The 23916-nt window shown below is 59.3% G+C and carries 30 protein-coding genes and 2 tRNA genes; 13 read left to right on the top strand and 19 right to left on the bottom strand.

Annotated elements, in window-relative coordinates; genetic code table 11:
* Positions 1 to 14 precede the first annotated feature (14 nt).
* On the bottom strand, positions 15 to 473 hold the full coding sequence (locus tag DH08_RS08140; RefSeq protein ID WP_192178828.1) for a BA14K family protein: 459 nt from the start codon (positions 471 to 473) through the stop codon (positions 15 to 17).
* Positions 474 to 777: 304 nt separating this feature from the next.
* Here DH08_RS08140 and DH08_RS08135 point away from each other — a divergent pair.
* Positions 778 to 853 (top strand) — tRNA-Lys (locus tag DH08_RS08135).
* A 146-nt stretch (positions 854 to 999) separates the two neighbouring features.
* On the opposite strand, the gene DH08_RS08130 is transcribed toward DH08_RS08135, so the two are convergent.
* The gene (locus DH08_RS08130) at positions 1000 to 1593 is read right to left on the bottom strand and encodes a hypothetical protein (RefSeq protein ID WP_192178827.1); all 594 of its coding nucleotides are present in this window, start codon (positions 1591 to 1593) and stop codon (positions 1000 to 1002) included.
* The gene (locus tag DH08_RS08125; RefSeq protein WP_192178826.1) at positions 1590 to 2000 is read right to left on the bottom strand and encodes a hypothetical protein; all 411 of its coding nucleotides are present in this window, start codon (positions 1998 to 2000) and stop codon (positions 1590 to 1592) included. Before DH08_RS08125 ends, DH08_RS08130 begins: the two co-directional genes overlap by 4 nt.
* An 89-nt stretch (positions 2001 to 2089) precedes the next feature.
* On the opposite strand from DH08_RS08125, the gene DH08_RS08120 reads away from it, so the two are divergent.
* The 4 genes from DH08_RS08120 to DH08_RS08105 all read left to right on the top strand — a co-directional run bounded on the left by DH08_RS08120 (position 2090) and on the right by DH08_RS08105 (position 4927).
* Positions 2090 to 2311: a helix-turn-helix domain-containing protein gene (locus DH08_RS08120; RefSeq protein ID WP_192178825.1), complete on the top strand. Its 222-nt coding sequence runs from the start codon at positions 2090 to 2092 to the stop codon at positions 2309 to 2311.
* A 164-nt stretch (positions 2312 to 2475) separates the two neighbouring features.
* Positions 2476 to 2766: a hypothetical protein gene (locus tag DH08_RS08115; RefSeq protein WP_192178824.1), complete on the top strand. Its 291-nt coding sequence runs from the start codon at positions 2476 to 2478 to the stop codon at positions 2764 to 2766.
* A 1362-nt stretch (positions 2767 to 4128) separates the two neighbouring features.
* The gene (locus DH08_RS08110) at positions 4129 to 4356 is read left to right on the top strand and encodes a hypothetical protein (RefSeq protein ID WP_192178823.1); all 228 of its coding nucleotides are present in this window, start codon (positions 4129 to 4131) and stop codon (positions 4354 to 4356) included.
* Between the two features lie 331 nt (positions 4357 to 4687).
* Positions 4688 to 4927: a hypothetical protein gene (locus DH08_RS08105; RefSeq protein ID WP_192178822.1), complete on the top strand. Its 240-nt coding sequence runs from the start codon at positions 4688 to 4690 to the stop codon at positions 4925 to 4927.
* Positions 4928 to 5249: 322 nt separating this feature from the next.
* Here the strand turns inward: DH08_RS08105 and DH08_RS08100 are convergent, their stop codons facing one another.
* Positions 5250 to 5432, bottom strand: coding sequence for a hypothetical protein (locus tag DH08_RS08100; protein ID WP_192178821.1), 183 nt, complete (start codon positions 5430 to 5432; stop codon positions 5250 to 5252).
* Positions 5433 to 6663: 1231 nt separating this feature from the next.
* Between DH08_RS08100 and DH08_RS08095 the strand changes: the two genes are divergently transcribed.
* A complete protein-coding gene (locus DH08_RS08095; protein WP_192178820.1) occupies positions 6664 to 6900 on the top strand; it encodes a hypothetical protein in 237 nt (78 codons plus the stop codon).
* Between the two features lie 260 nt (positions 6901 to 7160).
* Here the strand turns inward: DH08_RS08095 and DH08_RS08090 are convergent, their stop codons facing one another.
* From DH08_RS08090 to DH08_RS08020, 15 genes are all read right to left on the bottom strand, one after another.
* On the bottom strand, positions 7161 to 7376 hold the full coding sequence (locus DH08_RS08090) for a DUF768 domain-containing protein (protein ID WP_192178819.1): 216 nt from the start codon (positions 7374 to 7376) through the stop codon (positions 7161 to 7163).
* Positions 7377 to 8627: 1251 nt separating this feature from the next.
* A complete protein-coding gene (locus DH08_RS08085; protein ID WP_192178818.1) occupies positions 8628 to 9920 on the bottom strand; it encodes a DUF2460 domain-containing protein in 1293 nt (430 codons plus the stop codon).
* Positions 9917 to 10309: a hypothetical protein gene (locus DH08_RS08080; RefSeq protein WP_192178817.1), complete on the bottom strand. Its 393-nt coding sequence runs from the start codon at positions 10307 to 10309 to the stop codon at positions 9917 to 9919. Before DH08_RS08080 ends, DH08_RS08085 begins: the two co-directional genes overlap by 4 nt.
* A complete protein-coding gene (locus DH08_RS08075; RefSeq protein ID WP_192178816.1) occupies positions 10302 to 10715 on the bottom strand; it encodes a hypothetical protein in 414 nt (137 codons plus the stop codon). Before DH08_RS08075 ends, DH08_RS08080 begins: the two co-directional genes overlap by 8 nt.
* Positions 10716 to 10867: 152 nt before the next feature.
* Positions 10868 to 11119 (bottom strand): hypothetical protein, encoded by a 252-nt coding sequence (locus DH08_RS08070; protein WP_192178815.1) that lies wholly within the window; start codon positions 11117 to 11119, stop codon positions 10868 to 10870.
* Positions 11116 to 11940, bottom strand: coding sequence for a hypothetical protein (locus DH08_RS08065; RefSeq protein WP_192178814.1), 825 nt, complete (start codon positions 11938 to 11940; stop codon positions 11116 to 11118). Before DH08_RS08065 ends, DH08_RS08070 begins: the two co-directional genes overlap by 4 nt.
* Positions 11937 to 12566 carry an ATP-dependent Clp protease proteolytic subunit gene (locus tag DH08_RS08060; protein WP_192178813.1) on the bottom strand — a complete coding sequence of 210 codons (630 nt, stop codon included), beginning with the start codon at positions 12564 to 12566 and terminating at the stop codon, positions 11937 to 11939. The genes DH08_RS08065 and DH08_RS08060 overlap by 4 nt, the downstream gene beginning before the upstream one ends.
* Positions 12566 to 13162 carry a hypothetical protein gene (locus DH08_RS08055; RefSeq protein WP_192178812.1) on the bottom strand — a complete coding sequence of 199 codons (597 nt, stop codon included), beginning with the start codon at positions 13160 to 13162 and terminating at the stop codon, positions 12566 to 12568. The genes DH08_RS08060 and DH08_RS08055 overlap by 1 nt, the downstream gene beginning before the upstream one ends.
* 10 nt (positions 13163 to 13172) lie before the next feature.
* Positions 13173 to 13403: a hypothetical protein gene (locus DH08_RS08050; RefSeq protein WP_192178811.1), complete on the bottom strand. Its 231-nt coding sequence runs from the start codon at positions 13401 to 13403 to the stop codon at positions 13173 to 13175.
* Positions 13393 to 14163: a helix-turn-helix domain-containing protein gene (locus DH08_RS08045; protein ID WP_192178810.1), complete on the bottom strand. Its 771-nt coding sequence runs from the start codon at positions 14161 to 14163 to the stop codon at positions 13393 to 13395. Before DH08_RS08045 ends, DH08_RS08050 begins: the two co-directional genes overlap by 11 nt.
* Positions 14160 to 15035, bottom strand: a complete 876-nt coding sequence (locus DH08_RS08040; protein WP_192178809.1) for a hypothetical protein — start codon at positions 15033 to 15035, stop codon at positions 14160 to 14162. The genes DH08_RS08045 and DH08_RS08040 overlap by 4 nt, the downstream gene beginning before the upstream one ends.
* A complete protein-coding gene (locus DH08_RS36830) occupies positions 15032 to 15685 on the bottom strand; it encodes an HNH endonuclease signature motif containing protein (protein WP_282595028.1) in 654 nt (217 codons plus the stop codon). The genes DH08_RS08040 and DH08_RS36830 overlap by 4 nt, the downstream gene beginning before the upstream one ends.
* Positions 15686 to 15748: 63 nt before the next feature.
* Complete coding sequence (locus DH08_RS08030; RefSeq protein ID WP_192178807.1) at positions 15749 to 15949, bottom strand: helix-turn-helix transcriptional regulator; 201 nt, start codon at positions 15947 to 15949, stop codon at positions 15749 to 15751.
* A gap of 65 nt (positions 15950 to 16014) precedes the next feature.
* A complete protein-coding gene (locus DH08_RS08025) occupies positions 16015 to 16551 on the bottom strand; it encodes a hypothetical protein (protein WP_192178806.1) in 537 nt (178 codons plus the stop codon).
* A complete protein-coding gene (locus DH08_RS08020) occupies positions 16548 to 17753 on the bottom strand; it encodes a tyrosine-type recombinase/integrase (protein WP_192178805.1) in 1206 nt (401 codons plus the stop codon). The genes DH08_RS08025 and DH08_RS08020 overlap by 4 nt, the downstream gene beginning before the upstream one ends.
* Before the next feature lie 128 nt (positions 17754 to 17881).
* On the opposite strand from DH08_RS08020, the gene DH08_RS08015 reads away from it, so the two are divergent.
* From DH08_RS08015 to DH08_RS07985, 7 genes are all read left to right on the top strand, one after another.
* Positions 17882 to 17948, top strand: a tRNA-Lys gene (locus DH08_RS08015).
* Positions 17949 to 18159: 211 nt separating this feature from the next.
* Complete coding sequence (locus DH08_RS08010) at positions 18160 to 18354, top strand: hypothetical protein (RefSeq protein ID WP_192178804.1); 195 nt, start codon at positions 18160 to 18162, stop codon at positions 18352 to 18354.
* Positions 18355 to 19043: 689 nt separating this feature from the next.
* Positions 19044 to 20186 (top strand): hypothetical protein, encoded by a 1143-nt coding sequence (locus tag DH08_RS08005; RefSeq protein ID WP_192178803.1) that lies wholly within the window; start codon positions 19044 to 19046, stop codon positions 20184 to 20186.
* A gap of 366 nt (positions 20187 to 20552) precedes the next feature.
* A complete protein-coding gene (locus tag DH08_RS08000; protein WP_192178802.1) occupies positions 20553 to 21773 on the top strand; it encodes a glycosyltransferase family 2 protein in 1221 nt (406 codons plus the stop codon).
* 43 nt (positions 21774 to 21816) lie between these two features.
* Positions 21817 to 22767: a glycosyltransferase gene (locus tag DH08_RS07995; protein WP_345892368.1), complete on the top strand. Its 951-nt coding sequence runs from the start codon at positions 21817 to 21819 to the stop codon at positions 22765 to 22767.
* Between the two features lie 19 nt (positions 22768 to 22786).
* Positions 22787 to 23284, top strand: a complete 498-nt coding sequence (locus DH08_RS07990; protein WP_192178801.1) for a GtrA family protein — start codon at positions 22787 to 22789, stop codon at positions 23282 to 23284.
* A gap of 77 nt (positions 23285 to 23361) precedes the next feature.
* A complete protein-coding gene (locus tag DH08_RS07985; protein ID WP_192178800.1) occupies positions 23362 to 23910 on the top strand; it encodes a methyltransferase in 549 nt (182 codons plus the stop codon).
* The last annotated feature ends 6 nt before the right edge of the window (positions 23911 to 23916 follow it).

Here is a 23916-nt window from a genome sequence, read left to right as displayed (position 1 = left end):
GTTCGATCCGCCCGCTAGTAAGGCGAATAGCACTGCTGACGCGGGCCGTCATAAGGCTGGAAGGTGTTGTCCGATGCGCGATAGCTTCTGTATCGGTCGTAGCACCACTGCACATGCGCGTCGCCGCCGCGATAGACCCGGTTCTGGTTGTTGATGATGGCGCCGGTGATCAATGCGCCAGTCGCAAAAGCAGCAAGCGGGAACCAGAAGTCGCCGTGACGGCGATAGCCGCGACGGTATTCCCGGTAGCCGCGATGACCGTTCCAATACATGCCGTCATTGCGGGAAAAGGTGCGGTTGCGGTTGAAGTTACGGTTTCTCCGCCATTCCTGGTACTGCACGGTCTGCACGTCCGATGAGAGCCCTTGCCCCATCGGCACATAGCTCGGCTGCGCATTGACCGGGACGATCTCGGCCGCAACGAACGAAGCGGACAGGGTTGTCGCCAGCAGACCCGATATGATCCTGTTCATGGTCTTCTCCTTGAAAGAGGCGGTTGACGTCCCTTGTGGCAAGGAAACGGGCAGGCCGGGCAATTGTTCCCGCCAGGATTGCAAGTGATTGTTTTCGCATGCGTTGCTTGCCGAGGCACAGGCCGCGAAACCACCGCTTCAGGCCCTGCCGCTGCCCGCGGTCTGGGCGGCACCCAAAGCCCGGTGGCACCGAGCCGAGCCCCGGGAAAATCCGCCTTCCATGCCCCGCTTTTTCCGGTTGACCGGCCGGTGCACTCTCCCTATGTTCCGCGCAATTTCGAGGGCGGCCTTTTCGCGCCCGCGGGAGCGCGTAGCTCAGCCGGTAGAGCAACTGACTTTTAATCAGTAGGTCTCGGGTTCGAACCCCGACGCGCTCACCACAAATTCCTAAGCGGAAACAACGAGATAAAGTTTCGCTTCCGAAACGACTTTCCTGCCGAAAACTGACAAGGCTAACGGAGGGCTAACAAAAAGCCCGCCACCGTGAGGCAGCGGGCTTGCGTGGTGGAAAAGTTTTCCGTGACGTTTACGGTCGGCCCTCATGGCTTGCGAGAGCTTCGTGGACGGGTTCCAGCAAGGCATATGCCAGCTTGAGCCCGGACCCTATGGCGTCCGCGAGCCCTGCGGCATTGCCTCCGCCATTCTGAAGCGCCCAAGCGGCAGTTTCGCAAAGGTGGATGATGGCCAACGCCTCGCAGCTGCAGTCCATGATATCTGCCGCTGTCATATCGCGGTGATCGACAAAACGGCTCATTGGCGACACCAGCATTTTTTGACTGTCCTGGATTTCCCGAAGCCGCTGCATTGCCTTTCTGGCCATGGGTGCTGCGGCGGGGTCGCGCTCGTCGCACGTCCCCATGTCATCCTCGTTGGCGCTATGGTCAGTCTCATCGCCGTTCGGCTCGGTGTCGCCGCCGTCCTCGTCGTCGCAGTTGTCCTGCTCCAATTCGTGATCCTCCTCGCGATCATCCATGAAGCGCGGGTCAAAGCCAGCGTGATCCGGCTCAAAGTTTTCGTCGCCGTCGATCTCGTCGAGCAGCCTGAGCAGGTTCTCGATCGTCGTTTCGATCCGTAGGCGCAGGGTCGGCGTCATGCCGATGAACACTGTCTGGTGTTTCATGACTGTGCCTCGAAATAGGCCAGCGCAGCGGCCAGCAACGGCTCCACCAACGGGCTACCGACGAACAGGCTATTCTCCTCGGCGATGAGCCGTAGGGCCTCCATGGCGCCCGCGCGGGTCGTTGCCGGCGCTTCCCACTCACCGAGCGCCGTCATGGGCGGTCCATAGGACTGGTCGGCATAGGCGTCGGCCGCATCGTCATCTTCGGGTGAATAGGCGTTGAAGTCGGCCAAGCCGGCGCGATAGGCGTTGATGGCGTCGAGCAGCGGGTCATGGCCCTCGGCTTGTGCCCTCGGTATGGCAGCAAGCGCTGCGGCGGCAGATAGCCCGCCCAAGAGGGCTAGGCGGCGGCTTAGGTTGATTGCGGGCATGCCTTCGGCGGCTGCCCGAACTTGTGTGTTCGGCATTGGATTTGCTCCCGTGTTATAAAAAGACTACACTGTTCTTTTAACGTCACGGCGTGATAACGTCAACCTAAAATGATAACGGGGTTATAATGCTGCCTGTTCAATGCAAGATGGCACGGGTTGCGCTAGGCCTGGGCGTGAGGGAATTGGCTGCTATCGCAAAGGTGGCGCAGGCCACGATTTCTCGGTTCGAAGCTGGCGAGGAACTGAAGGAAAGAACTGTTGAAGCCATCCGCCGCGCCCTCGAATCGGCCGGCGTCGAGTTCATCGCCGAGAATGGCGGCGGCGCCGGGGTACGGCTTAAGAAATGACCCAAACAGCGCAGTGCAACAGGAAGGGATAGGGATGCCGCAGCTATCGACCGCTGGCGGCGGCGCCGTCCGGACAGAGCCGGGGGCGCGGGACCTAGATTTGGAAATCACGGGCGGGGAGAGTATAATTTATCGCGGGTGGATGGCCAAAGGGAGGAATGGGCATGCACGCAATCGTAAGAACTTATTCTGGCAAGGGAGCGAAAGAGCTTTTCGACGTGCTGGAGAAGCGCAAGACGGAAGTTGAGAGCCTCATACGGTCGGTGAAGGGATTTGTGAGTTACTCGCTCATCCGCACGGCAGATGGCGGCATTTCCGTTACGGTCTGCACTAACAAGGCCGGCACGGATGAAAGCCTCCAGAAAGCGAGAGACTGGATCAAGGAGAACGCGTCCAACACTGGCGTCGGCGCACCCGCAGTCTCTGAGGGCTCGATCGTTCTGCAATTGAAGTAGCGCTACTAGCCTGGAGCCGAGACCCTGAAGAACGAAGAACTGTGTGGTCGAAGTGAGTGCTACGGCTGACACGCCGTCGTTCTAGGGCTCGCGCGCTCATGCTGAGACAAGCTGGCCGGCCGCCTTAGGTTCCTTCCTCGAAGTCCTGTCGCATGGCGTAGCGTGTGCTCGCCGCGAAGGAACTTAACCCGGCCGGTGATGCCTGGCTTGACCATTCGACTTCATCGGCAAAGGCGCTCGGCACCCGCTGCGCTGGCTTGGACGCCCTGGCCTCCTGCACACCCTCCGTCGCTTCGAGACCATGCCCTCCAGGCCCATCTGCTTCAACAGCTTCGAAGAACGCGGCGCTGTTGCCGGCGCATCTGGGCCGAACCGGTCGCGGAGCTTCACAGGGTCGAGCGGCTTGCTATGGTTCGACACGCATGGCAAGGGCGTAGCCATCATAAAAGGGAACGGCAACTACACGAGCCCCTGACCTTTGTTCACTGGCCGCCGGCCAGCAGTCGCTAGAATTGTACTAATTGAACATCTCTTTGATTAACGCCGGCAGCGCTATCTTCTGCCTGGGTTGCTCATGTGGGTAAGGACCATGCATGGTCGGGGTTGGGTCAGAGATCAGCGGCTCGCCGAAGCCGTGAAATTGCGAGAGCGGATAGCTTCGCTGCAATGCGAACTAACCGAAAAAGCGTCTTGTGCTGTCGGAATGTTCAAGATGGCCCAGCTTGGCCAACAGTTGCGTTGGCACAAGTTTCGCCTGGAGCTTCTCGAAGATTGTCTAGCCGGGCTGTCGGAGGCGCGCGCCATGACTTCGAAAGACTGCCTGGCTGACGAACCGTAGGGGAATGGCGCTATTTCACGGGCCCCGTCCCGTCCCATCTGATAGGACCGCGAAACGGATTGAAGCGCATATAGGCAGACTTCACCGACCCCCTTCACGCTTTATTCATGAATAGTCACCAACGTTAATCGGCCGGGCGCTTGATGACACTCTCGTTCGGCAAGCTAGGCCCGGCGTCCTCAAGTTCCTGGACGCCGGGCACAACGGCCCACCCACCTCTCGGCCGTGCTATATGATGCATGTTCGGACGTAAACTGGCGGGATCAGCAAGAGTCGGCGTAGGCAATGACCAAGACCACCAAGCGCTACAACATGCAACGAGCGCATAGCGGAACCGGCTGCCGGCGATTCTCGACGGCGTTCTGTTGGTCGGCCTGAAGCTGCTAGAGGCCGACGACATACTGCATAAGCTCAATACAGGCATCGGAAGCCCCGTTTATCTGCTTGCTCCCATCCCTTGCGGCCGAATATGATCCTCGACCGGCAGGCTACAAGCACCGGCCACTTTCATATCGGCGATGGTGATGCAGATTGCAGCCAAATTACTTGCAGAACTTGGCGATACCATTGAGGCTGTCAAAGCCCATCTCGCAAAAATGGACGACCACACGCTTAACAGCCTCCTAGAGGCCATGCCAGGAAAATCCCTAGCTGGAAGCGCCGAGATGGCGATGACCATTCTGATCTATCGCGAGATCGAAACCCGCAAGCGCGACGGCAACGTAGTACAATTTCCGATCACTCAGAGGTAGGCGAGCGAATTAAAAGGCCCCGGCGCTGGGTCGGTCGCCGGGGCCTGGCCATGAACGCGAAACCTTGGCATGTCCGTCATTAGCGTGACCTAATATAATGAACAAATGGTGAATCGCGGCTTACCCAGCCGTTAAGGGGAATGGCCGCCACAGCCGCTTGTCTGGCCGGCATGGGCGTCGATCTGCGGTTCCCCTGAAATGGCCCGCTGCTAGGGAAAGCAGCGGGCCTACCAACAAGGCTTGGCCGGAATGCGGGTGGGGCACACGCGAATTTTTGTTCCCGCGGCGCTGAGGCGTTTTTCTTCTACTGAAATTCCCTGTGAAATGGAACGTGACCCTTATCCAGCCCAAGCCGCACCTGTTCGGCTTGGGCGAAGTCTCTGGCATTTTCCCGAGAAAGGAAGCGCTTGACGCTTACCACGCCGTCTTCGATGACCCGAACATAATGCCTATTTCCGAGTTCCTCGATCTCGACCGAAGTCTTCCACGGTTGCGTGTTCATCAAATTGCCCCCTTTGCTTTGATGGTCGCTGAAACGTCATCACCGGGGGAAATGTTCCAGCGTCTTTAGGCCCCGGTCAACCAGGGCACTCAGTCGTAATTGAGCAATTTCTAATGTGCGATAGATTAATAGCGCTGGGGAATGGCCGGTGCGGTGCAAATAGACCTAGCTTCGAACATGCCCAAGACTGCACCGGCCGTTCGGCCTCCCTCTCCGGCTACTGGGCTCATCCAATTTGAGGGTAGACCGCCCCTCGTTTCGCCAGCAAAACAGCGATCCGTGACCGGCATAAACTTCGCCAGGCGCCGAAACCATCGTTTTCCGGGTTAGGCCCGGCGGTCGAAAGCCCAAGCCACCCAGCCCCCCAGCCGCCGGGCCGCTGGACGTGTGATTACTTCCGCACAATCCATTCCAGCAAGGCGGTCTCGACCGTCTCTACACCGGTAAAGTCGCGGACCATCTGCGAAGCGTATTCCCGCCATCGAGCTTCGGGGATTGCGTCTTCGATGACCGATTTGTGGAAGGCACTACGTAGGATATCGCGATCGAATGCCGACACCTTGGCGCCTGACACTTCAAGCCTCCTGCCTCTAGGGCGGAAGCACTGCCAGCTCCCAATCGTCCGCAATGCCGCTACTCGGTACGGGCGACGCGGGAATTATACGCCGTATCGGGGAATTGGCGAGTCACCAGCGCGGCGCTTCCGCTGGCCGCTCTCCTACACCAGAGAAGCGCCTCGCGCGTCCTGGCGGGCGCCTGCGAAGCTTGCGTTTTCCTTCGCGGGGAGGAAACTGTCGGGGTATGACACGCCGGTCTCGAAGAGCTTGAAACGCCGCCGACCGCATCGCGGACCCGGCGACGTTAACCAGTCGTAGACCGCGCTGTCCTATTCTGAGACAGCGCGGTCAAACTACTACCCCTGGCTGCGCAGGCGGCTCCGGCTAAACCCAGCCCTACGCCGGTCGGAGCCGCCACTCTGCAAATATACCAGCAATGGTTGAATCAACGGTTACCACACGTGCTTTCTAGTGCGCTTTCCCGATCGTTAGACTTTGATGCAACCGCGTTGAAAATCCCGAAAACATAAGCCGCTTGAAAATGCGAAGGAAAAAAGCCCGCTGCCTGGGGGGGTGGGCTGTTGGGGTTGGCAGCGGGCTCTGTTGCTAGGCAACGTCGAGACCATGAGCCGGCGCTAATGCGGAAGACCTTAACGGAACCCGGACAATTTTACCGATCGGCTGGCCGTCTGGGGATAAGCCAGGAACGGCCCGCTGCCGCGCGGCTGGAAATACCGGCCGCCGACACGCAAGAAGCCTTTGCACGACACGGTGGCGCCGATTGTCAATTAAAAGCCCGGCATTGCGGACGCATGTTCCTCCAGTGGAGCGGGACGGGGCCGGTGAGGTAGGGAGACCCTATCATTTTGGCTTAGTTGTGCGCTCGCTATAACGCACCGATAAATGAAACAGGGGTGGGGTAGTAGCGCGCCGGCATGCCGATCTCTGTTCGCTGTTCCGATCGGCAGCCGGCGTCCAAGTTGGCATCGACGCAAGTCGGCCTATAACCTCGCCAGCCGGTAGCCTTGCCGGCTAGGCCCGGCGGTCAACAAGCGCCCATCCCCGACCGTTGGGCCGCTTGACTAGCTGGCCGCAATGGGCCGCAACGTGCCAAGGACCTTCCAGTTCCGGAAATAAATGACTCGCTAGTGCATCTCCACAGGCGTACCCTAATTTGTCGCCCGCCTAGTACGGCACACGGGTGCTTGGAAGAGTCGATCACGCTTTCGCCCTATAGGGAGACGCGAGATGACCTTACGCGGAATAGCTGACGAAAAGCAGTTGGCAACACTCACCAGAATTCTAGACGATTATTGCGAGCAAGCCGGTATGGAGGGCACGCACCCAGCGCGGGAGCATTTGGCGCGTCGCCTGATCGCTCTTTTTAGCGGCGGCATCGACAGTCCCGATGACATAAGGATGGCGCTGGACGTTGTCTCAAGGGACTGGCACGGCACGTCCGCAGCGGGCCGTACCCAGCAGTAGACATGCAGTGCCCTGCAGCGTCTGGAAGGGCTCGCGGCCGATTGAGAACCCCGAAGTCGACCGAACGTGCGCCTCGCTCTGCATCATACCCCTTCGCTATGAGACCGCGTTGAAGCAACGCCCGCACTGCCTCAGCACGGTTCGGCAGTCTTTTCTCAAATCGCCAAGCGTCCAGGATAGCGAGTTCCTCGGCATTGAGCATGATCTGCAGACGATATGACCGCTTGAGGGCATTACTTTGTCAGCCCTCTCTCACTACCTCAATCCGTCAAGCCGTGATGAACGATGACGTCCAGGATCACCTCATAGACGCTCCCAGTCTCTTCCTCGATCTCGACGCTGCCGATCCCGATCGCCTTGGCGTCGGCAAATAGCTTTTGGGTCAATTCAGCGACGGAGATAATGTCGGCGCCGACTGTCTCCGGGACGTTGTTGGAAATCCACTTGTGCAGGAAGTTGACGGCGCGTGTGCTCACCCCTCAGCGCTCGTCGGCCCGAAACGCAACACCCCTAGGTACGGCATCGTTGGCAGGGAAGTCGATGTCTGAAGGCCTGTATGCCGGAGCGGGTTGTAGCGCGCTTACAATATCGATCCAGGCTTTCGACCGCGTCATCACCTTCAATAAAGCGGGGTGCAAGCCATCGCCGCGCGCTGCGGCAATTTCATGCAATGATCTAAAGAGCAACATAGGGCGCGTCCGTTATCCATTGTGAGACCTGGAAAAAGCAACGGCGCGTTCGAACCGATGTTCCAGCAGAAAACAAAAAAAGCCCGCCCGACCGCCGGGGCCCAGGGCTAGCCAGCTAGCAACCCTATCGCTCAACGGAAAGCCCGCCGCCTACTGGGAGCGCCGGCGACGGGCTTTGGTCTTCGTTGGGGTTTTAGCGGCTACATCCCTGAGGAATCGACCGCCACAGCTACAATTCAGGACGAGCGGGATAGTTCCAGACAATTTTAGACCCATATTAGCGATCGCTTGACCATCCCGGCCGCTCCAGACTCTGGATTATGGCAAGGGGCATCAACATCGGCGATGAGGTCGCAAAACCGCTGGTCGACAAGCCGACCTGAAACGCAACAGGCCCGCCGCCAAGAGGGGTTTAATGGCGGAAGGCCTGTTGCTTGGACGGTTCGATAGAATGCACCGCCTCCAACTAGAATTCAGGAAGCGCTAGAAAGTTCCCAACCGGCAAGGCCCCGCCAGCGCGCGTTTCGCTTGGCCGCCGTCCTACGTCGCCGAAGCGGCTCGCGCGTCCTTGCGCTGCCTTGGGGCCCGCGCAACAGGGGTTAGCCCGCGCCCATCAAGTACATCAAAAGGCCCAAAACAGCAGCCAGTGAGGCACCACCTATGAGCAGTGACCGGCGCCGCCGTTTGACGCGGAGGATCGGCTTGTTCCCCTTGGTAGTCTCAGCATGGGCAGCCTCGATAGCCATAGCAAACTTCGCGGCCTTGGTGGCCTTCGCGGTCCTAGCGGCGTCATGGGCGCTTTAGAGGCGCCGCCCGTCTTCCTCGAAGCGATCGCTGTTCGGATAGGCCTTCTTGGACCTCTTCGGCATCACTACGCCCCCATCTCCGTCAAGGCATACTAGCAATCCCTTGCTTTTAGAAAAGGGTGGGATCTGCTTTGACGTTGAGGAAGCCACCTTGGGGTAACGGTGGAAAGGCGACTGAAGGCGACTCGCCAGCGCCTGGGCGTCGGCCTCGGGATGGCGATCGCCGGCTAAATCACTGGAACGACATACCGGCTATCACCACGCTATCTCCGGAAGCCGTGGCCGTGAAATCTCGGCTGGTATCGTTTTCGGTTGTCGGTATGGAAAAAAGGTTCAGAGATCCGTTTTGATCACTTATCTGGTCAGTCAGATCGTGAATCGGGGTGTCCACGCCGCCCCATGAGTTGGAGTTGAGTTGAGGGGTGGCGGTGCGGCCGGAATCGACAAGGATCAAAGCCAATCCCTGTGTTTTCACTTCGAGGTCTGTCAGCATTGCTGATGTACCGGTCAAGGCAGTCACTGCGGTATCGACGGGCGTGCTGCTGGCGGGGAACAGCCGATACGTTCCAATCGCGCAGTTCTGCGTACCGTTGCTGAAGGTGACTACGAACGTCACGGTCGTCCCCGTAGGTATCACGCGGTAGAACCAGGCTATCGTGGGCTGACCTGAACTCCCCCCGGTAAAAGATGGTCCGGCCGTCATGGCACCACCGTCAGCGGTAACACCCGTAATGGACCTCGGAGTCCCGATGGAGGTCGGGCGAGTTTGAACCGCCAAAGCGATAACGCGACCCGCGCCTGCAGCGCCGACGTTCTTGGCCGCGAAGGTGTAAGTCGTCAGGTTCGAATTATCGAGCGTCGAGCCCTCGTAGCTGTAGACCATCGGCGTGGGCGGTGTGATACCAAGATCCGGCTTGGGGACGTGCCGTTCCAACAAAACAAATGGTCCAGCCGACGCGAAGGCGTTCGATGTGCCTGGACCGATCGGCAGCGTGAGGAAATTCTGGTCGGCCTCAAATCTGACCGGGATCAGAAAATCGCAACTGACTGTGATCGCCTTGCCGGCGGCGGGAGGATCATTCAGGAAACCGATCCAACCATCTTCGGTGTTGAAATCGACACTTTCGACTTGCGTGACGCCATCAACTTTCACGACGAGGTTGGAAACTATGGCAATCGGCCGCCGATATGGGCGATCGTCGTCAGCATAGGTTTTCTTGATTTGAAATTCGAGCGTGACGCCGTTGCCGGTCCCGATGTTTTCGTCGGTCAGCGTGTTGTCGAGCGGATCGCGCAGTGGGAAGACGTGCATTGAACCGCGCCGGCCTAGGAGGTGCGCCACGAAAGCCCTGATTTCAGCGATCGGTCGATTTCTAAGCTCGACCTCGTACTTCCACAGCGCGATAGGCCAGTCCTGGTTTCGATCCTCGTAGCCGCCCATCAATGGCGTGACGGTCGTTTGAAAGACCGGACCCATCCGCGCATCGAGAGCCCACTTGTCGTTGATGGCGACGGTGTCTGTCATCGCTTGGCCCTCATCAGTGCCGCCGCCGGGTCGGGCTCGAATTGCGAAATGCCTGCCTTCAACATCCGCCGGAGAAGGCGCCACGATTGCGGATCTTCCTTGCGACCATGAACCGGCGGGCTTTCCCACGGCTTCAGACGCAGTGAATCCACCTGGCAGCAGAATGACGCGAAGATTGCCGCCTCGAACCAGCCTCCATCATTGTTGGCGATTTTCCATGCGATCTGTTCGGCGCGGCCCGCGCGCTTATCCTGGCACGCTATTTCGATTGACCTCTCCAGTGCCTCACGATCGACTGCATCAAGGTGCGAGCCGTCCGCTTTCTCACCGGGCTTCAGAAAACCCGTCGGAGGAAGGTTCGGCGTGCGCTGGAGTCCCAGTTTAGTCATCGAAGAACTCGTCGGGCTGAAGGTCGTAAAATGAGGGCAGCATTCCGTTGCGGCGAGCGCGGCCGGCGGTTTTCGGGTCGACGCGACTCTGCGATGTCAGGCGCAGGCTTCGGGCGCAGGCCAGCATGGCGCGGCTCTCGACAGACCGCATTCGCAATAGCTTTTCGTAGCGAGCCAAACCGCCGTCGACTTTCAACCATCGCGGATTGAAGCGAGCGATCATTGTCGAGAGGTCGCGCGTCGAGACGGCGTGCCGGCAATAGGCCGCCAGCATCTCGGAAGCTTCTTTCGCGATGAAATCAGGGGGAAGGCACCGAACCACGTCCAGCCAAACGTCGGATTCGGCCTGGCTCAGACCCTCTGGCGGGAGCATGAACTTGCCGTCGACCTTGGTTGCGATCGACATTTCGGCGGTGGATTTTCTGCCTCTAACACCCATGGAAAATTTCACACCTCAAACTAAAATTCAGGACGTTATTGCGTGTTGTGGGGCGGGACCGGTCGCGGGTTTTGACTTGGGGAAATCGCCTTTGGCCCCCCGAGGGGTGTGCGCGGTCATCACTGCTGCCTCATCTCTGCGGGCTCGATGTTCTGCTCGGGCACGCCGTGATAGCGCTGCACTGCAGCCCAGATCATTTGGCTTTCGTTCTCTTCAGGCAGACGGCCAAAGCCTTCCTCGAACCGAGCGAGGCAACCGCGGAGCGTGGCGGCCAGGACTTGCGGATCGCCTGCCCAGTCCTGGCCTTTGCCTGTGATGTAGAAGGCGACGGGCTTGTTCGGGTCATTGTCGTTGACAGCAGTGTTGTTCATGGCCTTGCGTCCTTTCCGTTTTGGCCGCGCTTTACCATCAGCTGCCACATCGCTTGCCCGTCGCCTGGGCACACTCCGGTTACGCTCTCGATGCAGCAATGCCATGCGCTGCCGGCGTGGGTAGTGACATCACCTAGGCGGTAGGTGACATCGGCACGGAAGACGCCGCGATAGGTGAGACCAGGCCTGCTTCCGATCTCATCGACGCGCTTGTTAATTCTCGAACAGGCGCGATCTAGGATGGTTAAAACCTGTGCGACCAGGCTAACCGTCATTCGTGTTGAAAGCGGCCGGGCTAGATCTTCGAAACCTAGATCCTCGATAAGCGCGTTGAAGGTCTCATCCACCTCAGCCTGATAGACCTGCTCTTCCGCCTCGTCGGCCTCAGTCTTTCCCTTCGTTGCCTTGGTGCGTTTCTTGGCCTTTGGCGCTACCTGCCGTTGAACAACTGCCTCGGGCTCGGCAGGCGTCCCGATGATGGGTTGCCAGTCGTCAGACTTGGTTTCAGGCCTGTCCCATGTTGGCCGTCCGGCCTCCCAGACCACGCCGCTTGCATCGACCAGGACCGCGCCCTTTTGGTAGTGCTTGTCTTTCTCGTGCGTCGAAATTGGCGGTAGATCGGCGAGCAGCCGCGCCTTGAAACCCCGTAGGGTGTCTATTTCCCTGCGAATGAGCTTTGCCGCATCAATGTGGGCGCCGCTATTCCAGTGATTATATTCGAAGTCCTCGGCCTTGGCGGACAGCCGGTCGATCTCGGCTTGCACCGTGGCAAGCGTAAGCTTTGCCGGTTCGTTCTTTGCGAGAAAGTCCTTGAGGCTCACGCCGCTTCCTCCATCTCAATGATTTCGTGGACGAGGCCGACCCTGCGGCACCAGTCGAGCGAGGAATGGATTTCGTTACTGGCTTCCGCCGCGATCACTTCCGGATCGGCGCCGGTCCTTGCGACGATCAGCCGAATGATGTCGCGGTCTACATCGCGACACATGGCTGCGAGTTCCTCCAGACGCGCTGCCGTCAGCGTTCCGTCACAGGGGTTCGCTGCCGTGCTCGGATGCAAAAGGATTCGGGAATGCCGGTGAACAATCCGCCGATCGCCGGCCATGGCGACGACGAGTCCGCCACTCTCAGCCCGGCCAATAACGACGGTTGTCTTTTCCTCTGCCGGATGGCGCCGCAGGATCACGTAGGCATCGAAGACCGCCATGGCTTCTCCGCCGTTGCAATCGATATGCAAGGTGAGTTTCCGGGCGAAAGGCGCGGCATCAAGTTGCCCTTTCAGGATGTAATATTTTTCGCGGTTGAACTCGCCGCGAACCTCAATGTGACAGTGATCCGGTCCCGAGCCATTGGCGCGCGCCAGTTCTGCGGCCGCGCGGGCCGCTGCCATCTCCGCAGGGGTCGGGTCAAGGTTGGCGGGATCGTTCTCGGCGCACATTTTCAGGTACATCAGCGGCGCCAACTTGCGACGATTTTGCGGACCATCTCGACCAGGCCGCTATTCAACTTCGCCGCGCCCGATATGATCGGCTGTTCAAGTTCGATACTGGCCTGCAGGGCTTCCGCGTGCAGGGCAGATCCGATGTCGAGCAGCTCGCGCAACTCATCCAGCTTGAGCGACACTGCCACGTGAAAGTCGGCGGTCGCGCCGGCAAGGCTCGCCTTGGCGGTTGCCGCGTATTCGCCGCGCAAGCGGTCGCGCGTTGCCTTGGCCTCTGCCTCTGCCGCGACAAGCGGCTTTAGCTCGATGTCGATGGCGGCAACGTCGGCCGGGGTCCGTGAGGGCGTGCGCTGAAAGGGGCTGGTAAATCCGGCTTGCGCGATGTCGGCTAAGATGGCGTTTTTTTCTGACGTGACCATCTCGCGAGCATCGATGGCAGCCTGGTAATTTCGTTCTGCCTGCCGGTATTCTTCGGACGGTTCCGGGAGGTGCAAGACTGCACGGAAGTTTGCCAGTTTCCTCTCAGCGTCAGTCGTCTTAGCCAACATTCGGAAAGCCTCTGATTTCCATTTGAGCGGTTTTACCATGTCGACGAATCGGGCCATGAAACACGTTTCACAGGTCGCCCAGGACCTTCAGCAACGCCCTGTTAAGCGCGGCCTGGACGCGTTCCTCGTCGTCACTGTCCCACTCGTCCATCTTCTTGAGATCAACGAGACGATCGCCGATGTCTGCGGGGACATAGATCCGAATTCCCTTGAGACCCTGCCGCTTTAATTCGCGATGCTCTCGAACGCGCTCGGTGCTTTTGCGCTTGCTGGCGAGGTTGTTGCGCTCAGGCTGCATCGAGCATCCCTCCCAACTCCTCGAACAGCCGGTACGCTCGCCCATAGTTTGGGTCGTTGTTGGTGAGGGTCGCACGATCGCCGACAAGGCCGTCCAGCCAGTCAAACCAATAGTGAAGTCTTTCCTTCCCGGCGCCGTTCTTCATCGAGCGCTCGGCCATCGCCAACAGGGCGCCGACGCTGGTCGAGTTCGCCCGTTCGTTGCCCCTTTTTTTCCAGGGCTCCTGCGTCGATGACGCCGTTTCAACGGGATCTATTAAAACCGTTTCAACGGGATCTATTAAGGCTTCGCCTAATATATTATACGAAGCATCCGTTTGATTTTGTTCATAGTTTTCTGAAAGTTGGTTACCTATGGCGCCGTTCTCAGGAACGAACTGGTTACCTATCGGCGCGTCATCGGTAGCGAACTCGTTACCTGTGTAGGTAACAGGCTGGTTACCCTTGACGGTCTTCATGATGGCCTCATCCATCTCGTTGTAGATGACGAAGTAGCACCGCGATCTCGGGTTAAGAGGGTTCGCTCGGCCGCCGACATAACCGCATTCGGCAAGCGTCCTGATCGACCTGGAAAGGCTCTTCAGATGGCAGCCGACGAGGCTTGCCAATCGGCCATGACCGGCAGTGCAGCCGATGCCGTTCTTGCTGAAACGGTCGTGGAAGGAGATCGCCATCAACACCCGAATATCGAGCGACGAAAGCCGCTGATCCGCCATGGCGCGCGGCGGATCAGGGCAGAACACGGGGCTGGCCTTGGTCATGCCGTTCTCCAGCCCGACAGGATCGACTGAAGAGATTCCAGTTCGGCCGCGTTTACCGTTTCGCACCGCGCCCAGGCTTCCGGCTCTATGAGTTTTTCGATCTCCTGCTGCACGCACTCGCGCAGGTCGCGCGGGTCCATAGCGTCAAGTTCCCAACAATGCGCGCCGTGGTTCTGGACGAACCAGTCGTAGCGCTTGTCTGTGCGTTTGTCGGACGCAGGGAAATACGGAAGGCCTTGCGTCTGTTCTGGTGTCAGAGCGATACGCCGGAACCTGACGTGCGCGCCGCCATACTCGACAAGGCGGCGCGGCAGATCGGCCTCGGACATGTACATGCCGCTGGGATCGAAGTCCCCGGCGTAGAGGACAATCAACGGCCTCCCGTCATCGTCTGTGGCAATGTCGTTGACCGTGGTCGCGCTGGCGAAGCCATGCATGACGCGGAAGCCGACAGCATAATGGTCGAGCACCGGCTTCAGGACACCGCGAACGGTCCCTTTCTCAGACCATACTTCGACGCGATACGGCTGTTGATTCCAGAAGTCGCGACGGTAGGACCGTGCCACAGCGCGAGCGTACTGGGCAGGATCATCCCAGGTCGAAACCCGCTCCAACTCTCGGGTCTCGTCAACAATCCAGTCCCACGGAATGTCGCCCTGTTCTCTGGCGATCCGCAGGAGGCGATAGACCTTGGCCATGTCGTTGGTCGACATCGAGGGGATCAAGCCGGCCGTGAACAGCTTGTAGCCGATGCCGCGGCCGGTTATCGGCTGAACTGCCTCGGCGATCTTGTGCATCGCCTCGATCAGGTCGAGGGAGGCTTGCGCCATGCCCCGGACCTTTTTCAATCCCGGTTGAATTTGCTCGGTCATTCGGGGAGCCCTCCACCGGCGGCGAACTCTCCGTAGTGGTGCTGCTCGGCTTGGCGCCGGGCTGAGATAGCCTCATCCTTCTCGACAAATCGGCCAAGGCTGACACAACGGTTGTCGAGCCCGATATAGGCCTCCCAGCGCTGAAGGCTGGTGAGGTATGAAACGCCAACGGTGCCGCTGGAATTGCTCTTGCCCGGCCGCCTGTTCCTTGCGTTCTGCAAGGGCGTGGCCTCGCGGAGGTTCCGCCATCTGTTGTCCGCGCGCATGCCGTTGCGATGGTCGAGCAGCTGCTTCGGCCACTTCCCCGTTTGCATAAGCCAGATCACCCGGTGTGCGCGGTACAGGCGATAGTCAATTTCGACCTGGGTATATCCCTCAGACGTGCGCGTTCCGGCCAGCGCGCCGCGTTGGCATCCCCTGGGAACACGCCAAGTCAGGGCGCCCGTTTCGGGATTATAGTGCAGCAGTTCGCGTGCGCGTTCGGCTGTGAGCGCTGGCGCGCCGGCCCGGCGTTGGGCGATAGTTTCGGCTTGAGAGGTCTCGCGGAGCGGTGTAATAGTGTTACAGTCTAGGTTCGCCCCTGTGACTTCTCCTAAGGCCTGGCCGCTTGCCCTAGCGGCTGGGCTTTTAGTTTCAGGAGGTGGTCGCATCGACACCTCCCGAGCGGATCTGATTTGCCAATGCGATGGCGGCGCAGAGGATGATGTAGGCCATCATGCCGCCTCGCTTTCCGAGGAGGCGAGGGGACGCGAAGCCGTCCAGGCGTCAATCTCCTCGTCTGCCCAGACGCGAGTGTTGGGCCCGAAATATCTGCCGGGCGGGAAGCCTTCGTCCTTGATCCAGTCCAGCAACGTCGGCCAATTGCTGACGATGCCGCGAGCTTTCAGGTCTTTGAATCGGAGAAACGTAGTCATTAGGCGGTGTCCTCACTAGTTGAGAACACCCCAGATACACCGGGCTTAGCGGGAAATAAAAAGCTTTAAGTCGCGTTTTGAGGCGCAATTAATTCGAAATCTTCAAAGCGAAAGCGGTGTTCGCCGGCCGCCCTCGAATCTCGGACGATGATGTAACTTTTCTCGACCGCGTCCTGCGTCACCTCCTGCGCATATTTGTTTTTGCTCAGCAGCTGCATCGCCTCGCTCAACAGGCTGTCTCTGGTCGGTCCATCACCCCTGCTCTTGATAGACGGCCGGCCCTTCTTTGCCGGCTCTGGCAGTTCATCAAGCCCAGCAAGAAACAGGCAGCTTCTTACAGCAGACCATCGGAGATAGTGTGCATAGTCCTTGACCATCCGGCTTTTAAGGCGGGCGAGAGAGCCTTTAACCCCCGGCTTGGATGTGGTGTTGAAGTTGTCGATGATGAGGTTGAGAACCGCCAGCGATGCCCATTCGGGCAGGGGAATTTTCCATTCGCCGCACATGCCGACTGCGCTGAAAAGGACCGGAAGCAGTCCGGTTTCTTCCCAATGCTTTTTCCAATTATTGAGGCGACCGTCGAAAAACTCTTGGTGGTTCATTGTGCTGCCTTCCTGATCGGCACCACGTTGGCGCTCGGGTCGTTCTTGATGATTGTGTCGAGGAGGGCGCCTAGACGCTCCAGAGCGTCGCCCTTCTCGTCGCGGTAGGCGTGGCGATCATAGATCCCTTCGACGCCGCCGATGACGTGGCCTAGGACGCGCTCGGCGATGTCGGGGCGGACGCCAGCACGCGACATGAGCGAGCGGCCTGTTCGCCTTAGATCGTGGATCACCCACGGCGCTAGCTTCGCCTGCGCTTCTTCCTTCACTCGCTTGTCGAAGTTGATTTTTGCCCGCGACATGCCGTTGAAATGGCCGTCGCCGCGACCAGCGAAGACGTAGGGGTTTTTCCCAATGCGGCTTTGATTGCGGATGATTTCGAGGGCGAGGGCAGACAGCTTAAGGTCGCCGCCCGTTCCCTTCTCGCGGTCGTCGCTCGGGACGTGCCAGACGCCATCAATGGACACGTCGTCCCATTTGATCGTCATCAGCTTTTCGCGGCGCTGAGCGGTCGCGAGGGCAAGCTGCATCATCGCGCCGAAGGTGCCTTCCGAGTGCTTCCAGATCACCCGGATTTCATCATCGGTCAGGATGCGCTCACGAGCCCTGTCCTTCGGAACCGTGCGGCGCATTCCCCGGACGATCGGCGAGACATAGTTATCGTTGCGAGCGGCAAACCAGTTGCAGACGCCGCGCACGATCGCCAGCACCGAATCCGCCTGCCGGGCGCCGTTCTCGTCCTCGATCTTGTCGAGCAATGCGGCAACGTCGCCGCGCCGGATCGAGACAAATTCACGCTTGCCCCACTGCGGGATGACATACACGTCAAGGCAGCGGCGGATTTCATATTCTGAGAGCAAACCCTTGGCGACTACGTGGCGCTTCAGGTAGCCGTCCTGCACGTCATTGAAGGTCACCGGAGCGGCCTTTTGTTCGACGGGTGGCAAACCCTGGCGGATGCGCTCAATGGCGTCCCTTGCCAGCGTGCGCGCCTTCTCAATGCCCATCTTGTCGGCGGCGCCGATGGTTGCCCAAACCTGCTTGCCGTTGGGGTCGCGCGCCACGGCAACGAATGATTTCGCGCCGGACGGCATCACCCGAACGTAATGCCCGCGCATCTCGGGATCGGGGGAAGTGTAGCGCGCTGCCTTGGGCTTCAGCGCCTCAACGCCAGTGTCGGAAAACTTGCGCCTGCGGGTCATTGGAAAACTTCCTCCGGCTAACGGCTGGCTAACAATCGGTGCCGATAAGGACAACTAAAGTCAGCTAAGCTGGATTGAAGTATTATGCCTTTTCAGTAGGTTATGCAACGGGTACGTTAGCCCGGCTTAGCGCAGCTTAGTAATTATCCCCTGACTTTTAATCAGTAGGTCTCGGGTTCGAACCCCGACGCGCTCACCAAAACAATCAATCATTTTGCAGGCTGCCTAGTTCACAAAAACGCCCTCCGAAGCGGGTACTGTGAGGGCACATGGGACCGGCGTCCCCGATCAGCGCTATCGCAATTACAGGTTTGCCCTCGCGTGCGTTCAAGCGCGCGAGGGCAAAAGTGATTATGTCCTCAGCGCCAGACAGGTTACGCTACGTCAGCACGAAAGGGGAAAGACGATGAAAACTTTGCTGGCAATAGCCGCCGCACTTGGCCTCTCCATATCCGCTGCATCCGCAGAGTGCCCCGGGCATTCGAAGGTACAGGCATCGGTCGACACACAGACGAAGACTGCGAGCGTCGCGCCCGCCGATACAGCAACGACCGCGGATACTCAGACGATCAAGAAAGAAGTGCCGCCGGAGACCGAATAGCGGTTAAGCCCAGTCACCGGAGGCAGCGGCTGCACGGCTTCGGCCTGCAAGGCGGGACATGCTGGCTGCGCAGGTTCACGATGTCTTTGACGGCATTACCGGTCCGGGCACCTGAAGCCCCCGGGTGATTTCTCAAACGGAGGTCGCCAGGCATAAAGACCCACAGCAGATTTCACAGGCAGACTTGGAGTGCTTTCTGGCACACGCGGAACGGCTGCAGCCTCCCTCTCTACATTAGCAATCACTTGTATTTCCCTTGAATCAGGATCATGCTGAGCCAGGCGGTGTGGGGCCACTGGATCGGGGTTAGTGGGTTTGAAGGGATAAAGCACCATGGAATTCGCAAGTTGCTTCGACCAAAGCGGAACCGTTCTTGCGTCGACGATCTTCCTTAACGTCACAGCGGTTTTCATAATCCTGGCTGCATTCGCCGCTGCGCGTTTGATTACAACAACGTCAGGCGCAGGTTCAATCGAACGGCTTCGGACCGCGTAAAGCCAGCGAGGGACATCGCCACCGCGCGTTGCGGCGCCACGAGTGGTTGTCGGCCTCGACCCCGTGGGGCGGGCTAATCTGCAATCTGCTTTGCCTGTGATCGATTGGTCGCCCCGTCGGGAACGCTTGGCGCCCCAACCTTGTCGCCACACAGGTCGATGGCTAAACTCAGCCTTCCCAAGGGAGGCTCGAACATGGCACTTCACCTTTCGGCGGAAACTGTAGCTCCCAGAGCGGCGGCACCTCAAAAGTATCTCTTCGGCCCGGTTGCCGACTTCCTCATGCTCGGTGGCAGCGCATTTCTGATCCTGCCGTTTCTGTTTTTGGTGCCGCTCGAGTACGAAGGCGCTGTGGCCGCAACGATGGTCATTGTGGCCTACCTGATAAACTATCCCCACTTCGCCCACTCATACCAACTTTTCTACCGCAACTTTGGGCGCAAGGTGAGCGGGGATGGATACGACAGGAGCCTTCAACTTCGCTACATTTTCGCCGGCATCGTCGTTCCCGTCATCATGGGCGCGTTCTTTGCGTATGGCGCGGCGGCGGCGAACGCACGCCTGCTGGGATATGCAACCAATGCGATGTTCTTTTTCGTCGGCTGGCACTACGTCAAGCAAGGCTACGGCATGCTGATGGTGGATGCCGTCCTGAAGCGCAAATTCTTCGACGATCGAGACAAGAACGTGCTGCTGGTCAACAGCTATGCCGTGTGGATCCTGGCATGGCTTCAGACGAATACGGCAGTCACCCAGGGCAAATATTATGGCCTGGAATATTACACATTTGCAGCCCCGGCGTGGATCACCAACATTGCCGTGCTGACGGCGACTGCTTCCACGGCGGCCACGGTTCTGATGCTGATCAATCGCTGGCGGAAAAACGGCGGCAACCTGCCGTATAACGGCGTCGTGGCCTACGTCGCATCGCTTTACCTTTGGATTCTCATTGCGAGGATAAACCCGCTCTGGCTGCTTGTGGTGCCCGCGCTCCACTCGCTCCAGTACTTGGCGGTGGTTTGGCGCTATCAGACCAATGTCGAGCGCGACGATCCCGGCGCCGTCGGGGATCCGCCGCTGAAGCTCCTGGCCTTTCTTGGCCCGCTCTACAGGCTGCGGGTCTTGGGATTTATCGTCGGTGGTGCCGCACTTGGATATCTCGGTTTCTGGCTGATCCCGTTCGTGCTGACTGCCTTGATCCCGTACGACAGGCAGGTGCTCGGTTCATCGCTCTTCTTCTTCATCGTGCTGATTTTCATCAACGTGCACCACTACTTCCTGGACAACGTGATGTGGCGCCGCGGCAACCCGGAGGTGTCGAAGTATCTGTTCCGCTAGGCTGTTCGGCGGCAGCCCGCAAAGGGTTCGAATCCCATCGCGCCAACCGGAAATTCAAGATCGTCCGAAGGCGCCAGAAGACGGCTCGGAACTGCCGGTCAAGCGTATAGGAGAGGCCGGGTCCGGCATGGCCTCGGGGTGGCCAGCAACTGGATGGCATATCCAGAGATGCCGACCATTACGACGAGAGCGGGAAATTCCTCCCGCCAAGAAAACGAGATAACGCCCAACTCGCTCGACAGCGCGTGTCTGTTGATTACTAGCTAACTTATTCTAGCTATATATCGCGCGTGGGCAGCAGAAATGCGCGGGTTGCACGCCTTGAGTTGTCGGCATTGCTGACGACGGGCTGGAGCGGGTGGCACGATGGGTAACAGGTCAGATTTCGCGACGGTCCAAGCCGAACCGAGCAGCCTGAGCGCCGATGATGCGGGGGCTCCTGTTGTATCGGCGATTATCCCTTGCCTGAACGAAGAGCGCACGCTCGGCATCTGCATTCGCAAGGCTCTTGATGTCTTTGCCGCGCGTGGCATCAGCGGTGAGGTGGTCGTCGGAGACAATGGGTCAAGCGATCGGTCGGTTGAAATTGCCGAGTCCCTCGGCGCGCGTGTCGTGCACCAGCGGGTCAAAGGATATGGCGCGGCGATCAGTGCAGCGGCTGAATCCGCGCGAGGCAAGTACCTCATCATGGCGGATGCGGACGATTCCTACGACTGGAGCAAGCTCGGCGACTTCGTCGACGCCTTGGAGGGTGGTGCCGATCTCGTCATGGGCAATCGCTTTGCGGGCGGTATCGAGCCTGGCGCCATGCCTCCGCTGCATCGATATCTGGGCAATCCGGTGCTTTCAACGATTGCCCGCTGGCTTCACCACTCTCCGGTACACGATTTCCATTGCGGCATGCGGGGTTTCACCCGCGATGCGTTCCGCAGGATAGGCGCGCGCTCGCCCGGCATGGAATTCGCCTCGGAGATGGTCATCAACGCGCATCGCGCAGGCCTGGTGATCCGCGAAGTGCCGATCAAACTCTATCCCGACAAGCGAGACCGGCCACCTCATCTGCGCTCATTCCGTGATGGTTGGCGGCACCTGCGGCTGATCGTGGCCCATGCGCCCGATACCATGTACCTCATACCGGGCGTGAGCTTGCTGGTGCCTGGCACTGTTGGCCTTGCAATCCTCGCTGCCGGGCCTGTTCGCATCGGTGGGTGGTATTTCGGAATTCACTTCGTCGCGCTCTCCGCCATGGCGACACTGATTGGCCTTTCAGCCATCCTGTTCGGGATGCTGGCCAAGGTCGCGATCGCGATCTACCAACCAGTCCACGGAGGCAGACTTGTACCCATGCTGATGCGCGGTCGCCCGTTGGAATGGCTGCTTTTCTCAGGCGGCGTGCTTGCCGTGGCCGGCTTTGTCGCGGATGTATTACTGGCGCTACGTTGGATTTTTGTCGGCGGGCCAATGGAGCAGTCGGTGCACCTGACCTTTGTGATCACCACCGTCTGCGTGGCCGGCATGTCCATGGTGCTGTCCGGTTTCGTGCTCAAGCTGCTGCTTGATAATTTGGGTGACAAGCGTGCGTTCTAACCGTCCGACTGCCTTGCGAGCGGAAACTCGGGCAGGTAGCTGCGTGGCCGAAAAGCCATTTCTGTCCGTCGTCATGCCGGTCCATGAAGGAGCGGCATGGATTGGTGCGACACTTGACTCGCTGGCTGCTGAGCCGACCGACGGCCTCGAGATAATCGTTATCGACAGCAGCCCGACGAGCGCCACCGCTGCGATTGTCGAGCGATTTGTCCACCAATTGCCCCTTCGGCTGCTTCAGCGAAGGGACCTCGGGCAGTGGCAGACGAAGACCAACCTGGGCGTCGAGCTAGCGGCCGCCGATCACGTTTGCATACTCCCATCCGACGACCTGTGGCTGCCTGGACGCGTCGCGGCCGCTCGCCACTGGCTTGCAGACGCGCCCGAAGCCGCACTTCATTTGGCCCCAACCGCTATCGTCGACCGCAACGGCCGGCGAATGGGGCGCTGGAACTGTCCCTTGCCGGCTGACGAGGTGCTCGGAGCTGAATTCCTGCTGGAACGGCTGCTCGTGCAAAATTTTATCTCGGTGCCCGCGCCGGTATTCCGCCGAAGCGCTTGGCTGGAGTGCGGGGGCTTGGATGAGAGACTCTGGTATACGGCGGATTGGGACATATGGGCGAAGCTCGCCAGTACTGGACCAGTGACCTATCACGACCAGATCACGACGGCCTTTCGGGTTCACGGCAGTTCGCTGACTGTAACCGGATCCCGTGACGCGAGCGAGTTCCGGTCACAAATGCAGATTGTCCTGGAGCGCCATTTGCACCGGCTCCCGGCAAGCAGTCGCCGCCGGGTCGAACCGGCCGCTCGGGCGTCGATCAGCGTCAATGTGTTGCTGGCCGCTGCGTCGGGCGGCAACTTGAAGGCTTTGGTTCGCGCGACTGGTGTTGTGCTATCGCTCGGGCCGATCGGAATGAGGCGCTATTTGCGCGACTCGCGGTTGTGTGAGCGTACCGTGAGCCGACTTCGCGCGAAACTGACAGGAGCTTTCTGAGCCAATGCCCAGGACTGCTATGACCTCCGGTGAGCAGGCGGGGCAGGAGCGCCTTGCGGGTGCCCGTGAAAGACCGCTTTTGGAACGAGGATGGCGATACACACTGGTGGGGTTGGTGTGCGCCATTACGCACAACGCCATCATGATTGCGGTCGATCAGGTGGGGGTGCATTACCTGCTGGGCACCGTGATTTCATTCTTGGCAGTAACGCCGCTCGGATACGCACTGCACAGCCGCTTCACCTTTGCCGAGCCTCTTCGCTTGAAGGCATTCGCGCGTTTCGTAGGAGGCGTGGCCACGGCCTATCCAGTCTCGCTGGCCATGATGATGGTTCTCTGTTCCGGTCTCGGTCTTGGTGTTGCGATTGCGACTCCGATCGCTACCGTCGCTCTAATCGTCTGGAACTTTGTCGTTGCGCACTGGGCCATCCTGCCGCGGCTCTATCTGCAACCCGCAACCGTGCCGACGGCACCCTCCCGCCCGGCGAAGCAGCAATCAGTGGGAAATGAGGAATAAGAATGTTAGCACCAGGTCAGGTCGCGCGCAGGGTTCTCGGCCGCCATTTTGAGCCGGTCGGCAAGGTCTATCGCCGTGTGTTCGTCAACCTCAACATAATAGCGGATTTTCTCGATGGCGAACTGCCGAACGGCGCGAAGGTCTTGGATATCGGCGGAGGTGACGGCGCGCTTATCGAGCGGGTTCTAGATCGACGCCCTGACCTAGCGGTTACGATGTGCGATCCAGCTCCTGTAATCGGTACATTCCTAAGCAACGCAAATCGGGCGAGGGTTGAACTTCTGCCCGCGACTGATCTCACCTGTGTAACCGGATTTTACGATGTCGTTACGATTTGCGACGTCATCCATCATGTGCCGGTCGATCAGCGCGACGCCTTCTTCAAATCGCTGGCCGAAAGCTGCGAACGCTGGGCCTGCCGGAAGATCATCCTGAAGGACGTTGAGCCGGGAGCGATACGCGCCACGCTGTCGCTTCTTGCAGACTGGTACATTACCGGCGACAAGCATGTCGTGCTGTTTTCTCGCTCGGACTTTGCGACCATGGCGCGACGGCATTTCCCGAAAGCGCAGAGAGAATCGGCGGTACCGGACTGGCCGAACTATTGCGAAGTGCTGAGTTGGTAGTCTCTG

The sequence above is a fragment of the Mesorhizobium amorphae genome, from assembly GCF_014843845.1.
Taxonomy (GTDB): domain Bacteria; phylum Pseudomonadota; class Alphaproteobacteria; order Rhizobiales; family Rhizobiaceae; genus Mesorhizobium; species Mesorhizobium amorphae_A.
This window is presented reverse-complemented; position numbering and strand designations above follow the sequence as displayed.